The organism is Photobacterium gaetbulicola (assembly GCF_003025515.1).
Classification (GTDB): domain Bacteria; phylum Pseudomonadota; class Gammaproteobacteria; order Enterobacterales; family Vibrionaceae; genus Photobacterium; species Photobacterium gaetbulicola.
The window spans coordinates 1-21,340 of sequence record NZ_PYME01000040.1 but is presented as its reverse complement, the minus strand read 5'-3'; the positions used below and the strand labels follow the sequence as shown (position 1 = coordinate 21,340).

The 21,340-nt window shown below is 45.7% G+C and carries 22 protein-coding genes; 10 read left to right on the top strand and 12 right to left on the bottom strand.

The annotated features are described in order from the left end of the window. Nucleotides 1–24: 24 nt before the first annotated feature. Nucleotides 25–879: a pyridoxal kinase PdxY gene (gene pdxY / locus C9J03_RS24180; RefSeq protein ID WP_044623269.1), complete on the bottom strand. Its 855-nt coding sequence runs from the start codon at nucleotides 877–879 to the stop codon at nucleotides 25–27. A 212-nt stretch (nucleotides 880–1,091) separates the two neighbouring features. On the opposite strand from pdxY, the gene C9J03_RS24175 reads away from it, so the two are divergent. From C9J03_RS24175 to C9J03_RS24165, 3 genes are all read left to right on the top strand, one after another. Next, nucleotides 1,092–1,601, top strand: coding sequence for a GNAT family N-acetyltransferase (locus C9J03_RS24175; protein WP_044623270.1), 510 nt, complete (start codon nucleotides 1,092–1,094; stop codon nucleotides 1,599–1,601). 355 nt (nucleotides 1,602–1,956) lie between these two features. After that, complete coding sequence (locus C9J03_RS24170; protein ID WP_044623271.1) at nucleotides 1,957–3,465, top strand: peptide MFS transporter; 1,509 nt, start codon at nucleotides 1,957–1,959, stop codon at nucleotides 3,463–3,465. 182 nt (nucleotides 3,466–3,647) lie between these two features. After that, nucleotides 3,648–4,001, top strand: a complete 354-nt coding sequence (locus C9J03_RS24165) for a hypothetical protein (RefSeq protein ID WP_082060610.1) — start codon at nucleotides 3,648–3,650, stop codon at nucleotides 3,999–4,001. Between the two features lie 4 nt (nucleotides 4,002–4,005). On the opposite strand, the gene C9J03_RS24160 is transcribed toward C9J03_RS24165, so the two are convergent. Continuing rightward, nucleotides 4,006–4,401 (bottom strand): nitrous oxide-stimulated promoter family protein, encoded by a 396-nt coding sequence (locus C9J03_RS24160; protein ID WP_044624474.1) that lies wholly within the window; start codon nucleotides 4,399–4,401, stop codon nucleotides 4,006–4,008. A 231-nt stretch (nucleotides 4,402–4,632) separates the two neighbouring features. Here C9J03_RS24160 and C9J03_RS24155 point away from each other — a divergent pair, with 231 nt between their 5' ends. Continuing rightward, nucleotides 4,633–4,926, top strand: a complete 294-nt coding sequence (locus tag C9J03_RS24155) for a hypothetical protein (protein ID WP_039461086.1) — start codon at nucleotides 4,633–4,635, stop codon at nucleotides 4,924–4,926. A gap of 499 nt (nucleotides 4,927–5,425) precedes the next feature. Then, nucleotides 5,426–6,070, top strand: a complete 645-nt coding sequence (locus C9J03_RS24150; protein ID WP_044623273.1) for a thiopurine S-methyltransferase — start codon at nucleotides 5,426–5,428, stop codon at nucleotides 6,068–6,070. A gap of 73 nt (nucleotides 6,071–6,143) precedes the next feature. On the opposite strand, the gene purT is transcribed toward C9J03_RS24150, so the two are convergent. Continuing rightward, nucleotides 6,144–7,319, bottom strand: coding sequence for a formate-dependent phosphoribosylglycinamide formyltransferase (purT, locus tag C9J03_RS24145; RefSeq protein WP_044623274.1), 1,176 nt, complete (start codon nucleotides 7,317–7,319; stop codon nucleotides 6,144–6,146). Nucleotides 7,320–7,643: 324 nt separating this feature from the next. On the opposite strand from purT, the gene C9J03_RS24140 reads away from it, so the two are divergent. Next, nucleotides 7,644–8,048, top strand: coding sequence for a hypothetical protein (locus tag C9J03_RS24140; protein ID WP_044624475.1), 405 nt, complete (start codon nucleotides 7,644–7,646; stop codon nucleotides 8,046–8,048). Nucleotides 8,049–8,142: 94 nt separating this feature from the next. On the opposite strand, the gene C9J03_RS24135 is transcribed toward C9J03_RS24140, so the two are convergent. From C9J03_RS24135 to sbcB, 7 genes are all read right to left on the bottom strand, one after another. Beyond that, a complete protein-coding gene (locus tag C9J03_RS24135; protein ID WP_044623275.1) occupies nucleotides 8,143–9,117 on the bottom strand; it encodes a TAXI family TRAP transporter solute-binding subunit in 975 nt (324 codons plus the stop codon). Nucleotides 9,118–9,279: 162 nt separating this feature from the next. Beyond that, nucleotides 9,280–10,170, bottom strand: coding sequence for a DMT family transporter (locus C9J03_RS24130; protein WP_044623276.1), 891 nt, complete (start codon nucleotides 10,168–10,170; stop codon nucleotides 9,280–9,282). A gap of 133 nt (nucleotides 10,171–10,303) precedes the next feature. Next, complete coding sequence (gene cdd / locus C9J03_RS24125) at nucleotides 10,304–11,191, bottom strand: cytidine deaminase (RefSeq protein WP_044623277.1); 888 nt, start codon at nucleotides 11,189–11,191, stop codon at nucleotides 10,304–10,306. 189 nt (nucleotides 11,192–11,380) lie between these two features. Next, entirely contained in the window at nucleotides 11,381–12,061 is a 681-nt protein-coding gene (locus C9J03_RS24120; RefSeq protein ID WP_044623278.1) for a CidB/LrgB family autolysis modulator, read from the bottom strand. Beyond that, nucleotides 12,058–12,399 (bottom strand): CidA/LrgA family protein, encoded by a 342-nt coding sequence (locus tag C9J03_RS24115; RefSeq protein WP_044623279.1) that lies wholly within the window; start codon nucleotides 12,397–12,399, stop codon nucleotides 12,058–12,060. The genes C9J03_RS24120 and C9J03_RS24115 overlap by 4 nt, the downstream gene beginning before the upstream one ends. Nucleotides 12,400–12,486: 87 nt before the next feature. Then, nucleotides 12,487–13,026: a winged helix-turn-helix domain-containing protein gene (locus C9J03_RS24110; protein WP_044623280.1), complete on the bottom strand. Its 540-nt coding sequence runs from the start codon at nucleotides 13,024–13,026 to the stop codon at nucleotides 12,487–12,489. A 213-nt stretch (nucleotides 13,027–13,239) separates the two neighbouring features. Beyond that, nucleotides 13,240–14,661, bottom strand: coding sequence for an exodeoxyribonuclease I (sbcB, locus tag C9J03_RS24105; protein WP_044623281.1), 1,422 nt, complete (start codon nucleotides 14,659–14,661; stop codon nucleotides 13,240–13,242). Between the two features lie 214 nt (nucleotides 14,662–14,875). Here sbcB and C9J03_RS27060 point away from each other — a divergent pair, with 214 nt between their 5' ends. From C9J03_RS27060 to C9J03_RS24090, 4 genes are all read left to right on the top strand, one after another. Then, nucleotides 14,876–15,517, top strand: coding sequence for an Arm DNA-binding domain-containing protein (locus C9J03_RS27060; protein WP_231580660.1), 642 nt, complete (start codon nucleotides 14,876–14,878; stop codon nucleotides 15,515–15,517). A 5-nt stretch (nucleotides 15,518–15,522) separates the two neighbouring features. Beyond that, nucleotides 15,523–16,086, top strand: a complete 564-nt coding sequence (locus tag C9J03_RS27055) for a site-specific integrase (protein ID WP_338064710.1) — start codon at nucleotides 15,523–15,525, stop codon at nucleotides 16,084–16,086. Nucleotides 16,087–16,237: 151 nt separating this feature from the next. Beyond that, the gene (locus tag C9J03_RS24095) at nucleotides 16,238–17,242 is read left to right on the top strand and encodes an AAA family ATPase (protein ID WP_197078596.1); all 1,005 of its coding nucleotides are present in this window, start codon (nucleotides 16,238–16,240) and stop codon (nucleotides 17,240–17,242) included. Between the two features lie 8 nt (nucleotides 17,243–17,250). Further along, a complete protein-coding gene (locus tag C9J03_RS24090; RefSeq protein ID WP_044623282.1) occupies nucleotides 17,251–19,695 on the top strand; it encodes a S8 family peptidase in 2,445 nt (814 codons plus the stop codon). A gap of 71 nt (nucleotides 19,696–19,766) precedes the next feature. On the opposite strand, the gene C9J03_RS24085 is transcribed toward C9J03_RS24090, so the two are convergent. Then, a complete protein-coding gene (locus C9J03_RS24085; protein ID WP_044623283.1) occupies nucleotides 19,767–20,096 on the bottom strand; it encodes a helix-turn-helix transcriptional regulator in 330 nt (109 codons plus the stop codon). Beyond that, entirely contained in the window at nucleotides 20,080–20,292 is a 213-nt protein-coding gene (locus C9J03_RS24080; RefSeq protein WP_044623284.1) for a hypothetical protein, read from the bottom strand. The genes C9J03_RS24085 and C9J03_RS24080 overlap by 17 nt, the downstream gene beginning before the upstream one ends. Between the last annotated feature and the right edge of the window lie 1,048 nt (nucleotides 20,293–21,340).

Here is a 21,340-nt window from a genome sequence, read left to right as displayed (position 1 = left end):
CGTTGATTGTTGTTGGATAGGCCGTTATAGCGCTTCTAGAGGGAAGTGCTCACAAGGGGCGACAATCTCGTTCTGAGCGGCAATCGTCTGCAGTTCCCATTCCCCGCGTTGCGAGGTTTCTTTTAGCACGGCATAGCAGGCGTCATTGCAATGGCTGAATGCCGCCTCAGCATTACCTTTTGCCAGGTATTGGCCAGTAAATAGGGCGGAAATAAGATCGCCGACACCAACAGGTTGCTTGTCAAACTCAAGGTGAGGACGTTGGGCAAGCCAGCAGCCTTCCTGGGTGGCTAGCATCATCGAGAAACTCTCACTTGAAATGCTATGCAGGTGTTTGACCAAAACCATCTTAGGGCCTTTTTCAAGTGCTACTTGGCAAGCTTTAATCGCGTCTTCAAGAGAGTTTATCTCCATTTCCGTAAATTGGCTCAGTTCGAACTGGTTAGGCACGATAATGTCAGCCATAGGCATCAAGGTATTGATCAGGTGCTCGGCAATCCCCGGGGCCACGATACAGCCTTTGTCTGGTGCACCCATGACAGGGTCACAAACATACAGTGCTTTAGGGTTGGCCGCTTTAACTTTTTTGACGGTATCAACGATGGCAAGGCACTGTTCTGCACTGCCTTGATAGCCACTGAGCACAGCCTCGCAGTTTTCTAGCTGTCCAATGGCAGCCATGCCAGATACTAGGCTGGTGATATCTTCTGCAGCAAATGCTCGTCCAGTCCAGCCTTCTTTATACTGGGTGTGGTTTGAAAATTGGACGGTATGAATTGGCCAAACTTCAAATCCCATACGTTGAAGGGGAAATACGGCGGAGCTGTTTCCTGCGTGCCCATAAACGACATGTGACTGAACAGAAAGAATACCTTTCATTATTTTTATCCTGTTGGGGTATGTGTACGATGCCGATGATAATGTGACAGACCACGTATCACAATGAATTAATAAGCCGTTGTTATACTCCCTTTGCCGATAAAGCTACAGTGGGAAGTAAGGATTGTGCTTGTCAGTAACGCGATGTCATGTCAGATTGGTTATTATCCATTCTATTGGACAGCTAGTGGATAGCATTGGGAGAAGGTTGCATGGATGTTCAGGAGATATATACAACCACGGAGGTTGAACAGGGGCTCATCGAATTATTAATTGAGTGTGTAAATGATGGTGCCTCAATCGGATTTCTACCCCCATTAAAAAAAGTGGAAGCTATTTCTTATTGGCATAGTGTCGAAGAGGAGATAGCAAAAGGCGAGCGACGCCTATTTATTGCCAAACAGGGCGAGAAAGTTGTTGGTGTGGTCCAACTGGCACTGTGTCAGAAAGCTAATGGCAGCCATCGAGCAGAAATAGAAAAGTTGATGGTTTTACCTCAGCAAAGAGGCAACGGGGTAGGAAGGGCCCTGATGGACTGTGTGGAAAAGATGGCGGTTAAACTTGGCCGAAGTCTATTGGTATTAGATACACGCAAGGGCGATGTCGCCGCGAAGTTGTATACCGCGCTGGGCTTCCAACTCGCTGGCGAAATACCAGCCTTTGCGATGAGTTCGGCAGGTCAATTGGACGCGACGCTTTTGTTTTATAAACAGTTGCCATAGTCTTTTGGGCGCCGAATTAAAATAGCTAGCATATTGCTAGCTTTTTTTCTTTGTAGCCACTCCGCCACATGAAAATACTGTCCTGAGTGCGTTTTGGTCAATAAATGCGCTGTTAGTTAGCTGAAAGTAATATTCATCATACAAAAAGCACTTAGATAGAGAACGAAAAACATACCAATGGTTTATTTATTTCTTTCTTAATCAACATGTTAGTGACCATTCTTATATCAATGTCACAGATATGCAAAAAAGTGCGCACACCATAGGTGATATGTTGAATAAGTTGCTTTTGATCATGAAATTAATAGTTGCAAATTGCTAGTTTGTGCAGTGCATAATATTGAAGGAGTATAATATGCAAGACGCAAATTCTAGATTCCCTTTTATTGCCAGAGTACTTATCTTAAGGCAGTTCCTTTGGGGCGCTGCTTTCTATGGCACCTACGTTCTACTTACCAAGTTCTTCCTTGATGAGCTCAATTACAGTGAGGCGGAAACCATCATGATGATGGGTGCCTTCGGTGCCGTTGGGCCTGTTTTCTCAGCCGTAGGTGGTTTTGTCGCTGACCGGTATATTGGCTCATTCCGCGCGGTATATATTGGTTATACCGTCTATACCATCGGTTTCTTTACACTTGGTACCGGTGCAAGTACTTTGAATGTCCCTTTGAGTATTTTTGCTATCGCGCTTATTGGTTATGCAAGGGGCCTTTCCGCAACCAGCCCAACGGTCTTGTTGGGGAATTCCTATGCTGCAGATAACCGTGACTCATTCCAGCAAGGCCTGACAGTTAATTACTCGATCAATAACTTAGGTTCGTTCGCGTCAAAATACCTTTTCCCCTTCATGGTGGCTTTCCTGGCCTACCAAGGGAACTTTTATATTGCCTCTGGGTTGATGTCGATCACTCTTGTACTTTTCGTGCTATTCCGTCACCGCTTTGTGGCTGTCGGTAATGATATTGACCGTCGTTCCGTATCAATCAAGGTATGGGGTGCTTTTGTACTTGGGTCGGCAGTGATGTTGGGCTTGGTATTCTGGGTATTCTCGAACCTCGATGAAGGTAAATACCTATTGTACGCATTAGGTATTGGTGCCATTGGCTATTTCATTTTCGAAATTACCCGAGCCTCAACAGCCTTCAAATACAAAATGTGTGGAGTGTTGATCCTTATTTTCATCATGATCGTGTTCTATTTCTACTATGGTCAGATGTTAACGTCGATGAACATTTATGCCATCAACTTGATGGGTGATCATCTATTTGGTTTGATCCCAATTCGCCCTGAATCAAATGCAGCATTCAACCCGCTATGGTGTTTTGTATTGGGCGGTCCGGTAATTTTTATTTATGGTTGGCTAGAGAAAAAAGGTATCTCACCATCAATTCCAACTAAGTTCTCTGCGGCATTCATCTTCAGTGCCATTGCTTTCTCGCTGTTAGGGCTATCAACGAATTTTGTAGGTGACAATGGCAAGATTTCGGCTGATTGGATCTTGTGGGTGCACTTCTTCCAGTCATTGGCAGAATTGATTGTCGGTGCGCTGGGTGCTGGCTTTATCTTTGAGATGGTTCCACGTTACCTGTCTGCATTCTCTATCGGCCTGCGCTCTGTTGCGTTGTCACTCAGTGGTATTTTGGCAGCGGTTATCTCTACCCGCATAGCCTTGCCAAAGGATGTGGAGCTCACCCAGGAACTGATTGAGAATGTTTATGCCAGCTACTTCTTTAACCTTGCGGTACTGGCGGTTGTGATGGCGTTTGTCACTTTGGCCCTGTCGAAAGTGATTGCCAAACTGATCAACAAAGGTGAAGAGTTGGAGAAGGAAGAAGAGGCGAAGTCTCTAACACCGCAGCACTAATTCTCTGAACCATCCAAGCTATAGACAGGATAAAAGGCGTCAGTTTTAACTGGCGCTTTTTTTATTGGTGGATAACGGCTTGCGGCTATAAGTTTTGGCAAGTCACGGCTTGCACTTTGGCAATTATTGATGTGATATTCATGGTGTGAAAGGTAAAAGTTAACGGAGGGTGTGTGAAACGAATGATGTTGGCCGCAATGGTTGGTGCGGCAATGCTGGCAGGGTGTGGTGAAGAACTGCTGATCACGGCGCAGCCGATAAAGAACGTAGAAAATGTGCACTACCAAGACGGAAGCTTGGATGTGTATTGCCTGACCGGTATTTGTCAGTTCGAGTTGTCAGCCAACCAAGACGTGGACTTGATCGTTGTCATGCATTACAGCGAGTCACGAACCTTCGATAAGATTGAGGGGGTGAGTGTAACAGGACGTGGTGGTTCATCTGTAGAGATGCATGGCGGGAACAGTTTTCAACTGTCTCTGGCAGCTAATGAACCACCTAGTACTATTCAGGTGGTTGATTACTACCGTAACTAGCAGGCTAGCGGTTTAGTGACTTTCGCTTGTGGCGGTTAGAAGCGTTAGGCGCTGGCTTGGCGGGTACCGGCTTTTTGCCAGCGATAAGATGCCGGATAGCCAGGATAGGGTGGCGGAGTAACATCTTGGGGCCGCTATAGCGCATAATGATGCGGGAGCGTTCCTTGTACTCTGCTTTGTAGCAGTGAATTGGGCATAGCTTGCAGGTGGGTTTTTCCTCGCCATAAGGGCAGCGATCGAGCTTTGTCAGCGCATAGTGCAAAAAGTCGGCGCACTCGTCGCACAGTGCTCTGGTGCCATGATGATCCTTGCAGTAGATCTTCACCATCGCCTCAAGGGTTTTATACTCTGCCCTCAGGCTGCCGATTAAGATCGAGGTGTCTATTTCGTGGTCACTCATGGTCATTTCTCTTGCTTGAAATCAAGGCGCTACAAATAAAGTTATATTTTAAATGTAACTTATTGGCAAGGTGAAAAATATGACATAAATCGTCATTTTCCTTATAAATGGCCTGGATCATGTTAAGAGAACGAAAAAATTACAAATTTCTGCCAAGAATAGGCCCCGGGTGGGTTGATTTCGGCGAGTATGAGCAGTAGTATCCGCACCTCTTTTTTTGTGGTGGTGTATATGAGCAGATTTGAGTGCCTAGAAAGAATCGTCGAAGAATATCGCAAGAAGGTTCGCGACGCGGAGTTTAATAAACAGAATGACAGTGAAGTCGCTAAAGTGTTGGTTCTGCTTGTTGGAAACTCTATGTTCAGCTTGGCAGATGAATTTGCAGATTGGGTAAATCGTGGTGGTGATCGTAGCTACGGCGGTAAGTTTTTCGTTTCAAAGCAACTGATGACGCTGCTTGAGCCGGTAACTTTCCGTGGTGTGACTGTTCGCCGTGACTCGATTAAGCTGTTCCGAATTTCTTAATTCGGTAGCATTTATCGTTTATTCAATGACTCTCATAAAAGAAAATTGAAGAACAGATTTTATACCACGCTACATAACTCGTTGTTCGGTATTACTGTTTAAAATGGTTGCTCGCTAGGCGATGACAAACATTTTTCCTGCGTAGTACAGAAGAACAAGGATTTATACCAGATTGGTATTAGCTGGATTTGCCTTTGAAATCTAGCTAACGAAAAAAGATGCTTCGGCATCTTTTTTTGTATCCGTGCCCTTGTGACCCTAGGGGTGATAATCCAAGTGGACTGGATGTGTGTTTTTTATCCTCTGTGATTGTTTTCTGTGCGTCGTTTTGCCGCGTTAAATCATCAAGCAATACCTTCGCTTGATTGTGACAGGGAACACCTTCCTGAATGCCTTACAGCGCCTTCTACGAGCATGCGTTTAATACGGCTTGATTAGCTATATCATGGCAAGTTTGATATAAAGCCAAGCAGTCGGTCTAAAAAAGAGAAAATGATTAATGGATGCAGAATTTTGGCATAGCCGTTGGGCCGAAAACCGAATCGGTTTTCATCTTGATGATACCAACCCAATGCTGGAAAAATACTGGTCGGAGGTGAAGCCTACCCGTGAGGATGCGGTGCTGGTGCCGATGTGCGGTAAATCCGTCGACCTGACCTGGCTTGCGACTAAGCACAACAAAGTGGTTGGTATCGAGCTGAGTGAAATTGCCGTTCGCGCATACTTTGCCGAGCACTTCTACACGCCGCTTGTTATCCCGATGGGCAATGGCCAGTCTATTTACGAGTTTGATGAAATCACCATCCACTGTGGTGACTTCTTTATGGCTAAAGTCGAGCCGGTCGATATTGTCTACGATCGCGCTGCGCTGATCGCGATGCCGCAGGAAATGCGCCAGAGCTATACCCAGAAGCTGTTGTCCATGGTCAAGCCGGGTGGGCGTATTCTGTTAATTACTCTTGATTACCCGCAGCATGAAATGGACGGTCCTCCATTCTCGGTGGTCAAGGAGGAAATTGAGGCCCTGTTTGCCGGGTGCGATATCCGCCACTTGGCGCGTGACGAAGCTGATGAGTCTCACCCTCGCCGTAAGCGTGGTTTAACCCGTTTTGCCGAAGAGGCATGGGTGATCACTGTGGCATAAAGCCCTGGTGAGCATAGACGACAAAAAGGAGCCGTAGGCTCCTTTTTTGATCGGTCTGCGCTAGCGCAAGATATCAGTAAACGACTTTGATATCAGCGGCAGTGGCGATGGCATCTTCAACGGCACTCTCAATGCTATTACGGCGGGTCAGGGCGACCCCGAGGCGACGGCGGCCATTGATTTCTGGCTTACCAAACAGGCGAGCTTGCGTGTTCGGGCGAGCAAGCGCAGTAGCAAGGTTATCGAAGCGGATGTTGTTGGATACGCCTTCTCCCAGCACGACCGCGGAAGCCGACGGACCGTACTGTTGAATGGTGTTGATTGGCATACCAAGGAAAGCTCTGACGTGCAGGGCAAATTCAGACAGCTCCTGAGAGATCAGCGTGACCATGCCGGTATCGTGTGGGCGAGGGGAGACTTCATTGAAGATCACTTGGTCGCCTTTGACGAACAACTCCACCCCGAAGATACCGTAGCCGCCCAGAGCGTTTACCACTTTCCCGGCGGCGTACTCAGCTGCCTTGATAGCTTCTGCTGACATGACCTGCGGCTGCCATGATTCGCGATAGTCACCATCTTCCTGGCGGTGGCCGATTGGCGCACAGAAGTGGGTTCCGTCGACAGCGCGTACCGTCAGTAGGGTAATTTCATAATCAAAGTCGATAAAACCCTCGACAATAACGCGTCCGGCACCGGTGCGACCACCTTCCTGGGCATAGCTCCAGGCTTTCTCTACGTCTTGCTGCGACTTGATAACACTTTGGCCTTTGCCAGACGAACTCATTACAGGTTTCACGACACAAGGAATACCGACGTGCTCTACCGCGGCTTTGAAATCGTCATAGTTGTCGGCAAAACGGTAAGGGGAAGTCGTCAGGCCAAGCTCTTCTGCGGCCAGGCGACGGATACCCTCACGGTTCATGGTTAGCTTGGTTGCGTTGGCGGTCGGTACGACATTCAGGCCGTCGGCTTCTAGCTCAACCAGGGTATCAGTGGCAATCGCTTCGATTTCAGGAACAACGTAATCGGGTTTCTCATCGGCAATCAACTGCTTCAGGGCCTCACCATCTAACATGTCAATAACATGGCTGCGATGGGCAACTTGCATTGCCGGTGCATCGGCATAACGGTCAACGGCAATAACTTCCAGACCAAGGCGTTGGCATTCAATGGCGACTTCTTTGCCAAGCTCGCCAGAGCCAAGAAGAAGTACACGCGTTGCGTTTAAGCGGGTGGCAGATCCTAACATTGGAATTCCTTTACTGGAGGTGACGTGAAACTAGTGCGGATCATACAGCAATCACCCATCAACGCAAACGTTTGCGCGTGGTTTTTTAGCGATAGCATAAAATCGTTTTCTATTGGCTAACTCGTTATCAAGCATAGTGTTTGTTGTTGATGCGAACTGGTGGCTTTTTGCTCGCCTTGGCCGGGCGGGAGGAGACAACGAAATCTCAGCAATATTCTGTCATGATTGTCAAAGTTATGTCATTAGTCTGCTTTAGGCTCGAATTTGCCCCGTTTTACCGTTAGATTAGCCGCAGTTTTGTTTGGCAACGACATTGATTACATCATGAAAAAATATCTGCTAGCTCTCGGACTGATGATGGCGGTTCCATTTTCAGCTCAGGCGTCACAAGCTGTCGGCATCTTCTTTGGTAGCCCTATGTCTGGTATCCAGTATAAGCACCATGATTTGCGCTTCTCGCTAGGTATCGACGATTTTGGTCTGGCTTTCGATAAAACCTTTAACCTAGGTTCGCTAACCAAAGATCCAGGTATGAATAACCTTTACACCTTTGTTGGTGCTCAGTACGTAGATAATAAATACAACAAGCTTGGTGTACGCGGCGGGATTGGTTTCCAAGTGCCGGTTGACAGCTTTGAGTTCTATGGCGAGGTCGGCCCAACACTTTACGTGGTTGAAGATGTCGATCTTGAGTTGGAAGGCCAGCTAGGCTTCCGTATTCGCTTCTAAGCGAAATCCCAAGATGCAATTAGCGAGGAGCCATATCGGCTCCTCGTTTTGTTTGGTGTTCTGTTGGGAGTTTGGTTGATTACTGGTTGCAGGGTTATTCTTTTTCGATTAAATCGGCCTCTAGGTAATACTTCCTCGCCCCATCATGGAGTGGAGCGGTGAGCCCATCCGACACCATCTCCTCTTTCTCTAGGAGGGAAAAAGCGGGATGGAGCTTTTTGAAGGTATCGAAATTTTCGAAAACCGACTTCACCATCTCGTAGACAATCCTCTCGTCCACTGTCGCTGATGACACAAGGGTGGCACCGACCCCGAAGGTTTGCACGTCGTGGTTGTTACCGCGATACATTCTCCCCGGTATGGTTGTCTTGCGATAGAAACTGTTCTCCTCAACCAATCGGTCCACCACAGGGCCAGAGACATCGACAATCACACTCTCGCAGGCTGTCGTCGCTTCCTTGATTGCACCGCTAGGGTGGCCAACGGTATAAACGATGGCATCGATTTTGTTATCGCACAGGGCGTGTGACTGGTAAGACGCCTTTAATTCGCTAACCTGGGCAAAGTCTTTTTTCGTCCAGCCATAGGCTTTCATCAGCATTTCCATCGTATTGCGTTGACCCGAGCCCGGGTTGCCGATGTTCACCCGTTTGCCCTTGAGATCTTCAAAGCGTTTGATGCCCGATTCGGCACGGGCAACCACGGTAAAGGGTTCGGGATGGATGGAAAATACCGAGCGCAGTGACTTGAACGGGCCTCTGTTTTTAAACTTGCTGGTACCGTTGTAGGCGTGATACTGCCAGTCTGACTGGGCGATGCCCAGATCGAGTTCACCGGTGCGGATGCTGTTAATGTTAAAAATCGATCCTCCGGTAGATTCGACCGAACATCTTATACCGTGTTGACTCCTGCCTTTGTTGACCAATCGGCAAATGGCGCCTCCTGTCGGGTAGTAAACGCCGGTTACACCGCCAGTACCGATCGTGACAAAGGATTGGGCATGAGACATCAAGGAGAGCGATAGCAGAACGCCGCAGAGAAATGAGAAAGTTAAAGCACGCCAAGACATTCCGTAAACCTCATATATGGTTGGTTATATACCCCAGCAACTTCAAAAGGCTTGGTTTAGGGAGAGTGTAGACGGTGGCGATGTGAGACTTGTCGTGGGAATAAGACACCCCAAGCGCATAATGATGTTATGCAGGCTTGGGGGCTTGAGTGCAGAGCAGGGTTAGCTTTCTGCGGGGGCGGCTTTTTTATTTTCCCATTGGGTGATAAAGGCAACGGAGGTAATGATAATCGCAGCGCCAAGCCACAGCCTTCCTGGCGGAACCCAGCCAAATACCAGCCAACCGCCAAGCACGTTCAGGGGTAGCTTCGCGTGATCGAACGGTTGGACAAACGAGGCATCGGCGACAGCATAAGCTTTCGCGATAGCCCATTGGGCCAGTGCCGTTAGCAAGCCAGCTGCGCCAAGCAGCAGCCAGGTGAACCCGGTTTGTGGCAGGGTGAATTCCGGAACGGCCAGGAACAGGTTATACGGAGTAATGAGGATCAGCAGGTATACCACGATGGTGGTTGGTGATTCGCTGGCCGACATTTTCTTTACCATCAATGAGTAGCACGCCCAGAAAAAGGCGGCGGCTACGGGCAGTAATGTCGCCCAGCTGAACCCATCTGACCATGGCTCAAGAATTATCATGGCACCGCTGAAGCCCGCAAGGGTTGCGATCCAGCGTGCAGTGCCGACCTTCTCTTTTAAGAACATGCCTGCGCCAATCGTAGCAAAGAGCGGAGAGGTCATAAGCAGCGCGATCCCTTGCCAGATAGGTACTGGGTAGGCCAGGGCCCAGAGCCAAAGCTGAATACCGACAACCGCTAGCAAGACGCGAAAACAGTGCTGGCCGAAATATTGGGTGCGAAGTGCGTTACGGAGACCGAGGGTTCTTAGCCAGGGAAAAATGGCCACCAAGGCAATGAAATACTGGAATAGGGCAACAGTGGTCGATGGAATGTGGAGAACCATGCTGAGATACTGTGCCAGGCTGTTGACTATCGCAAAAGCCAAGCCGGCAGTAATCATCCAGCTTGCCCCTTGAATCGGGTTGTGTTGATGAGACATGAATTAATGTTTTATTGAGTTTATAACTTGAAAATCATACACCTACCCATAGAAAGAAAAAACTGCTTTCTGCCCGCCAAGGGCTCACAAATACAAAAAAACCACCCGTAGGCGGTTTTTTAATACGATGCGCTTATGCTGCCACATAAGACAACGGAATATCCGGATTCAGCGCTTCTAGTGTCGTCTGCGTATCAGACAGGTGGCTGATAGTACTGTCAGCTTTTTCCACCAGTGCCGCTTCTTCAATGTCAGCCAGTGAATAGCCCGCCATGTTCATGTTAACCAGTGCAACCTGAAGAGGAGGAAGGCTAGGGTTGAATGCTGCGTTTTCAGCATACATACCAATGAACGTTTTACCGTCTTTGGCTTTTAGTGCCACACCACTGAAGTTCTTGGTGTAAGGCGCATGAGCACGGTTTGCAGCCTGGCAAGCTAGTTGAACAAGGGCTTCTGTAGCTTCGGTTGTAACGCCATTATCAACTTTGGCCAGCAGTGCATCGGTAATATTCAGATCGGCCGGGCCGAAAGATTCAGGCAAGTATTCCTGTAGCGACTTAGCAGCGCGCTCAGGCAACTGAACGACGAGCTCTTTGGCCGTAGTCAGTTCGTTCATGAACTGGCGGCAGTGGCCACATGGGCTGTAGTTGATGGTGATATCTGAAATGCCGGTTTCGCCTTTCACCCAAGCATGGCTGATGGCGGATTGTTCTGCGTGAATCGTTTGGGAAAGGCAAGCACCAACAAATTCCATGTTAGCACCGAAATAAAGCGTACCAGATTGACCACGAACAATCGCGCCAACATAGAAATTAGAGATAGGTGCAACAGAATAAGCGGCCGCAAGCGGAAGTAATGCTACACGCAATTCACTGTCAGTCATGTTGGTTTTCGACATTAACTGAGCAAACACCTCAGGGCTTAAGGTGGCATCGAAATTCTCGGCTTCTAGCACAGGTTTGATTGCAGAAGCTAGATCAGTGGGTAGAGCGCCTAAAGCATCCATTACTTTAGTGTGCATGAGTTTTCACTCCGTCTTGTGTATGGAGAAACATTGTAGGCTTGCTAATCCTATAATTGAGTGATCCTGATCACACTTAACAATGAATCGTTTCATTGTTTGCATTAATGCGAGTCGGGTCACACAGGTTATAAAAAAATTATAGATTATTATCAGTCATTTAGTTTTGTATTCGATTACCAGCACAGCTTAGCTAAACACAGCTATGATGAGCGGAAACAATATTGGCGCCAAAATAGAGGTGATCACACCACAGATCACCAGGGCCAACGAACTAAATGCCCCTTCCTGATAATTCTCCTCCGCTGCTTTTGCCGTACCCAAAGCATGGGATACCGTACCCATGGTAAGCCCCTTGGCAATTGGCGCTTTGACGCCGATAAGACGAAATAGGGGGTAACCCAGTACCGCGCCAAATAAGCCAGCGATAATTACCATAATAGCGGCAACCGAAGGGAGTCCGCCAACTTGTTCGGCCACCGCCATCGCAATAGGCGTTGTCACCGATTTAGGTAGGATAGATGCCGTCAGCTGCGCATCTGCGCCGAGCGCAAGGGCAATACCGGCGCCGGTGATCATCGACAGTACGCTGCCGATTAAACAGGTAGAGAAAATCACCTTCCACTTTTGGCGGATCTGGCTAAGTTGCTCATACAGAGGGAACGCCAAAGCAACGACTGCGGGCTCGAGTAGGGCATTGATCCATTTGTTCTGTTCAAAATAGGTTTCATAAGGTACCTCCAGCCACATGAGTAGCGGGATGATCACAACCAGGCAGATCAGAAGCGGGTTAACAATCGGATGCTGGATATGTTTTGAAATATAGCGTGCCGTGTAGAACACGACCAAGGTAGTCAGCAGCCAGATCATTGGTTTTCCTTATAGTGTGTTGCCAAGCCAATAACCACGAATACCACCACGCTACTGCCGATAGTGCTGAGAAGAATGGTAAGGGTGTTGTTGGTGAGAAGATCGAGGTAGTTCATTAGGCCGATGCCAACAGGAACGAACAGCAGTGCCATATGGCGAATAAGCAAATGGCAGCCTTGCATTGCCCAGTGGGCGGGGATAATGCCCATTGAGAGAGCGGTGAACAAAATCAGCATGCCGATAATGCTACCGGGAATGGCTAAACCTGTAAGGTGTTGGATGCCTTTGCCTATCATCAGGCAGATAAATATGATGAAAAAAGATCGTAGATAAGCCATGAGCCCTTCAGGTGTGGTAGAAGAAACTCATTTATCATACAAAATAAATGTGATCTAAGCCACACTTAGTTGCCGGTTTTAAGAGGTTTATAAATAGCCGGTAAATGAAGCGACAATGACGGCAAAAGCCATCAATGCCAACACAGCAACAGAGATTTTGTGCACCACACTGGTTTTGACTATTTCTTCTGTGGCAGATCTGAACTCGTGATTGTCGTGCTCTGGTGAAGGCAGGGCTTCTTTCTTTTCGGCTTTATCAGGTTCATGGACGAGTCGACACATTTTCTCGGGCAGCGGCACCCTGAAGCCGTATTGTGGGACAACCTCAATGGGAATGGCCATTTTACCCTGGCGCTCGAGTTTTGCGGCCAACGGCTTGAGAATGGTGTTGAGATCGTAATGCTGATTGGTGCCATCCTCATAGGGATCAAGCTGGCTGAACGTTTTGTTATGCAACTGCTCATGGCTGATCACTTCGCCGGCACAATAGCACAGTGCCTCGAGTAATCGAGACTCATGCAAAGTGAGCGGTGTTTCCGTTTTGTCGCGCCATACCAGCAGGTGTACATCTGGCTCGAAGTCGACCGCGGGAAAGCGGAAGCAGCGTGTTAAAGATTGTGTTGTCATATCAATCACTACAATTCATCGTTCGAATCCATGAATGACAATTTCAAATCCATCACTATTTAGTGTTGGTGTTCATGCGGTGTTGCGCAATCTCACAACGAAGAATCATTGGCGATAAAAAGCCCCTTGGCGGCGTGCGCGCAAGGGGCTAATTTTTTCTACATTTATTTCAGTCAGCTAGTGACAGAATCAAACAACAGCAAAGTGCCTAATTTACACCAGTGTTTGTACGTAATCGTAGACAGCTTTTAGGATCTTCATATTCTTCTCGCTCGATTGGTGCTCCATGGCAACGGCTTCGAGGTTTTGAATATACCCTGGAAGGTTCTCTTCGAAGAAATCCTGGCAATGGTGCTTCCAGCGCTGCTGCTCTTGGTAATCCAGTGTCATCGGGAAGTTACGGGCGCGGTAGCGGAACAGCAGCGGCTTGATGCGCTTGTCGCTGACGTTTAGTTCCAGTTTGCCCAGTTCATCCTCTGGGGTTTTCTGGATGATATCGATGGTTGAGCGATCGGCGTTGGAGAAAAAGCCGTCGTAAAGCATGGCATCGACGTTGTCATGCTTTTCAAACTCTCGCTCGACACTGTATATCGCCAACAGCTTCTCACGGATTTCCGGATGCGCTTTCAAGGTCGCCAGGTTCTTCAGGCAAGCTTCGCGGTCGATACCGATACGGGCGGCATCTTCGGCGCGTAGTGTTTTTGCCGGCGCAAGAACCGGGCATTTATTCAGGTGAACCAGTTTCAGCGGAACAGGCAGTTCATCCGGGCCGAGATCAATCCGTTTGGTGTAGAGGCGTTCGCGCAGTTCATCGGCAGGGAGCTCGATAAGCGGGGTCGGATCCATGGCCAGGTTAACCGTAATTACCGCATTCTTGTTATCAGGGTGCCATGCCATCGGTACGATCCAACTGGTGTTGCCGCACTCGACACCGAACATGCCAGAGACATGCATCAGCGGGGTCATTTCCACGATATCTACCAGCTCTTGCAGCTTACGCTTATTACGCAGCTTGAAGAAGTAGTCAAACAGCTTTGGCTGGTTCTGCTTAACGATTTTTGCCAATTCAATAGTGGCATACACATCGGCCATCGCATCGTGCGCATTGGCGTGTTCAATACCGTTGGCAACCGAGAGGTGCTCCAGCTTAAAGATCGGCAGGCCGTCCTCATTGGTAGGCCAGTTCATGCCGTCCGGACGAAGCGCATAGCACGTACGCATGATATCCAGCAAATCCCAGCGTGAATTGCCGTTTTGCCAGCTCCAGGCGTATGGGTCGTAGAAATTGCGGTAAAGGGTATAGCGGGTCACTTCATCATCGAAGCGTACGTTGTTGTAGCCGATCACACAGGTATTGGGCTTCGACAGCTCATGGTGAATACGGGCAATGAACTCAGGCTCTGACAAGCCTTTCTCATGGGCTTCCTGCGGTGTGATCCCGGTGATAAGGCAGGCTTCAGGTGAAGGCAGGTAGTCCACCGGTGGCTTGCAGTAGATCACCAGCGGCTCACCGATAATGTTCATGTCCATGTCGGTACGCACCCCGGCAAACTGGCACGGGCGATCTAGCGCCGGATTGGCACCGAAGGTTTCATAATCCAGCCAAAACAGGGTTGGCTGATTTGTATCATTCATAGTAGTTTCCAGAAGCCATCGCATTGGTATTAAGTGTTTGTTCTTACAATGGCTTTTAAATGCTATACTGTACACTTATACAGTAGTTGATTCCGGCGCATTTACGTTTGGGATTTGCATTTACGTCCAAATCTGTGTCCAAACATTTGCGCTGTGCGTCCAAAACTAGTTCTAAAACCAAGCGACCAAATCATCGATTTTACAAGGATTTAGTATGACCATTTTAGACCGGCAACTGAAACTGATCTCAAAACAAGAATCTTACGATGGCCCATCAGAAATCAATGATGGGGAAGGGCTGATAGCCCGTATCTCTCCCACCGCAAAAATTACCTTTCAGTATCGTTGTCGGTTCAATGGAAAAAGCCTCAGAATAAAGATAGGTAAGTATCCCGCAACTAGCCTTAAAGAGGCAAGGCGGAAACATAAAATCATGATGGAATTGAGGGAATCTGGCCGAAATCCTGAAATTGCTAATGGTGTTTCAGGTAGTGGTGAACAAGATTTCGTCACTTTAGATGACTGCATTGACTACTGGTTGAAGCACTATGTCCCCACATTGAAAAAGGGGACGCAAGAGCTCTACCGATCCTTTTCCAGAAACTACTACTTTGGCGCCTTCCCAGACAGAAACGTCGAAACCATACCCGCCAGAGAATGGATGCAATGGCTCGATGATATTGGAGCTGAAAAGCCCAAAACCGCCAACTCCATTTTTACCACGCTTCGTTCCTGCCTTAACTTCTGCAAAAGTAAATTCATCATTGATAGAACCGGCCTCGACAGAATCAAAAAGCAAAACGTCGGCATGCGGCCAGAGAATGTGGAAGCCGTGTTCCCACCTGGTCCGAACTAGGACAAATTTGGCTAGCCATTGAGCGTAGCCGCGCCAGCACTGCAAACAAAACCCTCCATCAACTTACCATGCTATGGGGAAATCGCCTCTCAGAGCTACGACTAGCAAGGCGATCCCACTTCGACATGAAAGCCGGCATTTGGACAGTCCCCAAAGAGCTGAGCAAAACCAATAAGCCTATCCGCCGCCCAATCCCCACCAAAGCTCGAGCCATACTAGAGCGCGTCATGGAAACCTACGATGACGTGTTATTCCCAGGACAAAACCTCAACACCCCAATTACTATTTCAGCCGCAAACCGCTATATACGCCGTATACGCGCTAGCTTGCCATTAGAAGAGTGGCGTACTCATGATTTCAGACGCTCGTTGTCTACTGGTGCTTCAGAGCTTGGTGTGATGCCACATGTGGTTGAGAAGATGCTAGGCCATGAGTTAGGAGGGGTACTGGCCGTGTACAACAAGCATGATTGGCTTGAAGAGCAGAGGGAAGGGTATGAGCTGTACGGAAATAGGTTGCATGCTGAAATTGGTGATTTTGTAAGCGTTAAAGACATTTTTGACATTTAGTATTGCTAGCTTTAACTATAATTCAATGAATCTTACCTAAGAACTGATAAATCAGGGTTTTAGGTAATGACTACGAATTGTGCGCTCATGTCAAAAAAAATAAAAGTTTTTAACTATGTCTCACAAAAAGCACATATAATGAAGGTGTTAGATGTTGAGAGAAATGAAAATGGCTAGTGCAAATCAAATCAAAATGCTGGTAAAGCATTTCATGAAAAAGGATGATGCAAGGTTTTTATCTGTCGTTCTTCAGATTGCTGCACACGAAGCAAAAATTGGACATACGAAATTTGCTGATGAATTGAGGTTCTTAGTTGAGAAAGCTAAACACTCAATGAATAGCGAGAGTGGAACGCCAAAGGTTCTTTCGGCAAGTTCAGCTCAAATGACTCAACCATCATCAGATTTGTTTTCTGTTACTCATCCTACGATTAACTTTAACAATATAGTTTTATCTGATGATATAAAGTTGAAGTTAAATCGATTTTTGGATGAGAATAGAAATTCAAAAAAAATAAGACAATTTGGTTTGGTTCCGAAAAGACATTTAATGTTATATGGTCCACCTGGAACCGGTAAAACGATGTCAGCAAGTGTTATTGCTTGTGAGCTTCATTTACCTCTTTTTATAGTAAGAATGGATTCTCTCATGACAAAATTTATGGGGGAGACTTCCGCTAAATTAAGAAGTATTTTTGAATATATATCACAACATCGTGGTGTATATCTTTTTGATGAGTTTGATACGATTGGTTCAAAAAGAAGTATATCCAATGATGTTGGTGAAGTGAGACGAGTTCTTAATACTTTCCTTCAACTATTAGATGAACATCATTCAGATAGCTTAATAATTGCTGCTACTAACCATAAAGAAATATTAGATAGTGCATTGTATAGAAGATTTGATGATGTGATAGAGTATAAAAATCCAAGTGATAATGATGTTTATGAGTTAATAGACTCAAAGTTTTTATCATTTGATTTAAGAATCACGGACAAAGAAAATCTTGTAAATGTTGCAAAAGGTCTCAGTTATGCTGAGATAAGTAAAAGTTGTGATGATGCAATGAAAATTGCAATTATAAATGATAATAATAATATTGAACAAGAGCTTTTAGAATCAATTTTCAATGAGAGAAAATCGTATCATAAATAAGGTTGGCAATGAAAAAACACTTAAAAATTAAACCTAAGAATAACATATATAAGTTTACCCCTGTTAATTCTCCAATTGATAAAAAGCCTTTTTTTATTGATCAGAATGCACATTATAATGTTGTTAAAGATTCATTTGAAAAGGCTTTTTCTAATTCAACATTGAAACTTGCTAATGTTCAACATGAACTTGGTGTCAGTTCTGCCCCAGAAAAAACAGTATTGACTTTTGTTAAGAATTCTTTTAATCCTGATCCGTTGAAGATTGATAGCTTGGACTCACATGGAATGGAGTTGCTATCGGTTAATAAGGTAAATGATTCTGTTATAGCAAATGTTGCAATACCAACCTCAAAAATTTATAAGTTAAATAATTTGATTTTTCAATATGGTAATGAAAAAACAAAAGCAGGCAATCCAAAGCAGAAGTCTTTAATAGAGTCTATTTCATCTATTAACCAATCAAAGCTTAAGGACTTATGGTTTAGTTCTGATGAATTTCCTACTGACAAGAGTAAAATTTATAATTTTGAGTTGTGGATAAATACTAGTGAAAGTAATGAAGACTTTATTAAAAGTACAATAAGTCAAGTTTCAAATAATTGTGATATTACAGTTTTAAACCGAACTTTAAAATTTAAAGACCGTCTGGTTAAGATTGTATCTTCATCATTAGAAAGTCTTGAACGTTTTCAAGTGCTCACTGGCTTAATCGCTGAGATTAGACCTGTTGGGATAATATCAACTGATTTTACGGAAATGGATGCGTGTGAACAGCATGAGTGGGTTAATTCAATTAATTATAACCACTCGCCGTCAAGAGTCCCTATTTGTATACTAGATACAGGTGTCAATACGGAGCACCCGCTTCTAGTTCCAGCTTGTGACCCACATGCACAGATAACATATAACCCAAGTTGGTCTATCAATGATCTTAAAGGTCATGGGACAAGAATGGCTGGGTTAGCAATGCTAGGTGATTTGAAGTATACGTTAACTAATTCACAAGTCGATATAACGTCATCAATAGAATCGGCAAAAATTCTACCAGATTCTGGTTACAACAAACCTGAACTATATGGAGTTTTAACTGAGTCTCTTGTTTATGATATTGATGCAATAAGGCCATCAAAAAACAGAATTTATACTTTGGCAGTAACATCTGAATATACTTTGCAAGGCGCTCCTTCAAGCTGGTCTGCTACAATCGATATGTTAGCTGCAGAAACCCCAGATGACGATACAAGGCGTCTCTTTATTATATCTGCTGGTAATATTGAACCCAATTTGGCATCTAATTTCCCTTATTCTTGTGAAGTGTCTTCAATTCAAGATCCAGCAAATGCATACAATGCTTTAACGGTTGGGTATTGGGCAAGTGAAGATAATATTCAGACACCTGGTTATACGTTATTATCAGATCTAACCGATATTGGACCGACAACTACCTCAAGTTTAACTTGGAAATCTGAATCACCTCTAAAGCCAGACATCGTGTTTGAAGGTGGTAATTATGGTTATGATAATAGCTGTAATTTTGCTGCAGATTTAGAAGAACTCGGCCTTATTTCAACGCACCATGATTTCATTCATGGTAATTACTTGTCCCCATTTAGAGAAACTAGTGCTGCAACAGCATTAGCTTCAAATTTTGCATCAAAAGTTTGGTGTCAATATCCTGATTATTGGCCTGAAACCATAAGGGCATTAATGGTCCATAGTGCTGAGTGGCCGCAGAAGTTGCTTGAAAGGTACTCCCCTTATACAACAAAAAAACGAGTTGAGAATTTATTAAGGATCGCTGGTTATGGCTATCCTAATTTAAGAAAAGCAATTTCTAGCGGTGATAAGTCAGTTAATATGGTTATTGAGGACAATATTCAACCTTATACACCAGATGGTAAATTGAATACAATGATTTTGTATACATTACCGTGGCCTGAAAATGAACTTCAAAAGTTAGCAGAAGAGGAGGTTAATTTAAGAGTAACCTTATCTTATTTTGTTGAACCAAATCCTGGTGAGCGTGGCTGGAAAAACAAATATAACTATAGTTCATTTGGTTTGCGATTTGATTTAAATAGTTCATCAGAAAATAGTGATGAATTTGTTTATCGAATTAATAAAAAATTCAGAGATGATAATCCTGAAATTGATAAAGGTGAAAGTGATTCATCACAGTGGTTACTCGGTCAAAAGTTGAGAAGCAGAGGCTCAATCCACAGTGATGTATGGACTGGTACAGCGCAAGAACTTGCAGAGAAAAAGTATATTGCGGTCTATCCAGTTGGTGGCTGGTGGAAAGAGCTTAAGAAAGAGAATAGGCAATCCAGCTTAGGTAAATTTAGCTTGATTGTTTCAATTGAAACAAAAGAGAACAATTTACAAGTGCATACCGAGATTGAAAATGTAATTCATATTGAGAACTTGGTTGCGACTACTGTTAGTATTTAATAAATATTAGTTATACACATCATTGATGTTATCATGAGCATGCGGTCAATAGCATTTGACCGCATGTGATTTCACCGCCCACATCCTCCAATATTCTCCTTCCACTCTTCAACTGCCGACCTTAACCAACGCAATGGCATTAGTGTAACCGGATCTGGAAAGCCGCGGTTTTGGCGCCACTTGTAGATGGTGGCTTTGCTGCTGATGTGGAACATGGCCAACACTTCCTTGTGGCTGATCAGTTGTGGTGATGACTGCTCATCTAAGGTTGATACTGTTTTTGATTGTTTGGGTGATTGCTCATCGTTTTTATCAGATTTTAACGGTGACGGTGTCACGTTGTTGTCTGATTTAACACGATAAGAGACATCAACAGTGGGGTAGTCAGTGTAATTGTACATTTTTAGGCTCCTTATCTGCTTCGAACCAAGTGATACCACCGTCGGTTTCTAGTTCGCCGGTTGCGCCGCAGTCTAAACAGGTTAATTTGTCACCATCGTAGATCCATTCATCGTTACCTTGTTCGGTAGTAACTTCGATTTTGTTGCTATCGCACTTGGCGCAGTTAAGCCAAGAAAGTCGCATCGTTTTACTCATCACTTATTACTCTTGCTGGTGGCCAGTAGGTAACCGATGTAAAACACAACACATCCGGTGGAGTATATGAGTGGGGCTAAATATTCCATCATGAAACCTCCGGTGATTTTGGTAGTGGTAGCGGATCGAAAATCCTGACTCGGTTTGTGGTGTGCCAACAACGGGCATCACCTTTGAACAGTCCACCTTGTTTTAAGTTGGCGCAGCCTTCGGGTAATGACTCTCCGCAATATTTGCAGGTTAGAGATTTTGGTTTGTCGGCATTAGAGTTTGTTGAAGTAACCCACTAAACCCATTGTGTGAATAGTGCCGGTAAAACTTTTGCTGAATCGTATATCATGTCTTCGTTGATGGATCAGTTATGGTTTCTTCATAAAGTTAATCATTACCCAGACTTGATGAGCAGTTGGCGATAGTGGGCATTACTTGGAAGGAGTCACCCATCGGTTTTCACGTGCTGTTTGTAGAGCTGCTGTCAGACAGGGATTCAGCCAGAGAGCTATACTAGCAAACCTGGCTAGAAGCTGCCAAAGCGATGCAAACATGGCGTGGCGTTTACCCCAAACAAGAACCGAGATAGCTGAAGCGACTCAACAAATCGGTCAGCTATGCCCTGAGTTCAATGGCGCGGGTAGGGTAAGCAACAAGCATCGCGTCACCCGCAAGTGCCCATGCTGTTAAAGAAGGTCGTATTGAGTGGACGACAGAATTCCGCTTCGCGGTGTTTTGCCAAAGCTTGCCGATCACCTATACACGCTTCAAGCGGTACTCAACGGTGTTGAATAAGTTGGTGGCGTGGTTGGCAGGTCAGAGAACCGCAGCGGTGTTGGCTGTGCAGAATATGGTGGAGCGAGAGAAGGAAGAGGAGAGGGAAGTGGCATAGGAGAAAGAATAAAAGCCGACAGGAGTCGGCTTTTACTTGTATGGTGCGCCGAGCATGGCGTTGTTCTAGGAGGTGAAAGTCCTCTACGGGCTCAGTCGAGCGAGAACCGTTAGCCTATGCAAGGGTGTCCACCGTGAGGTGGGATCTGAAGGAAGCAAACGGCAA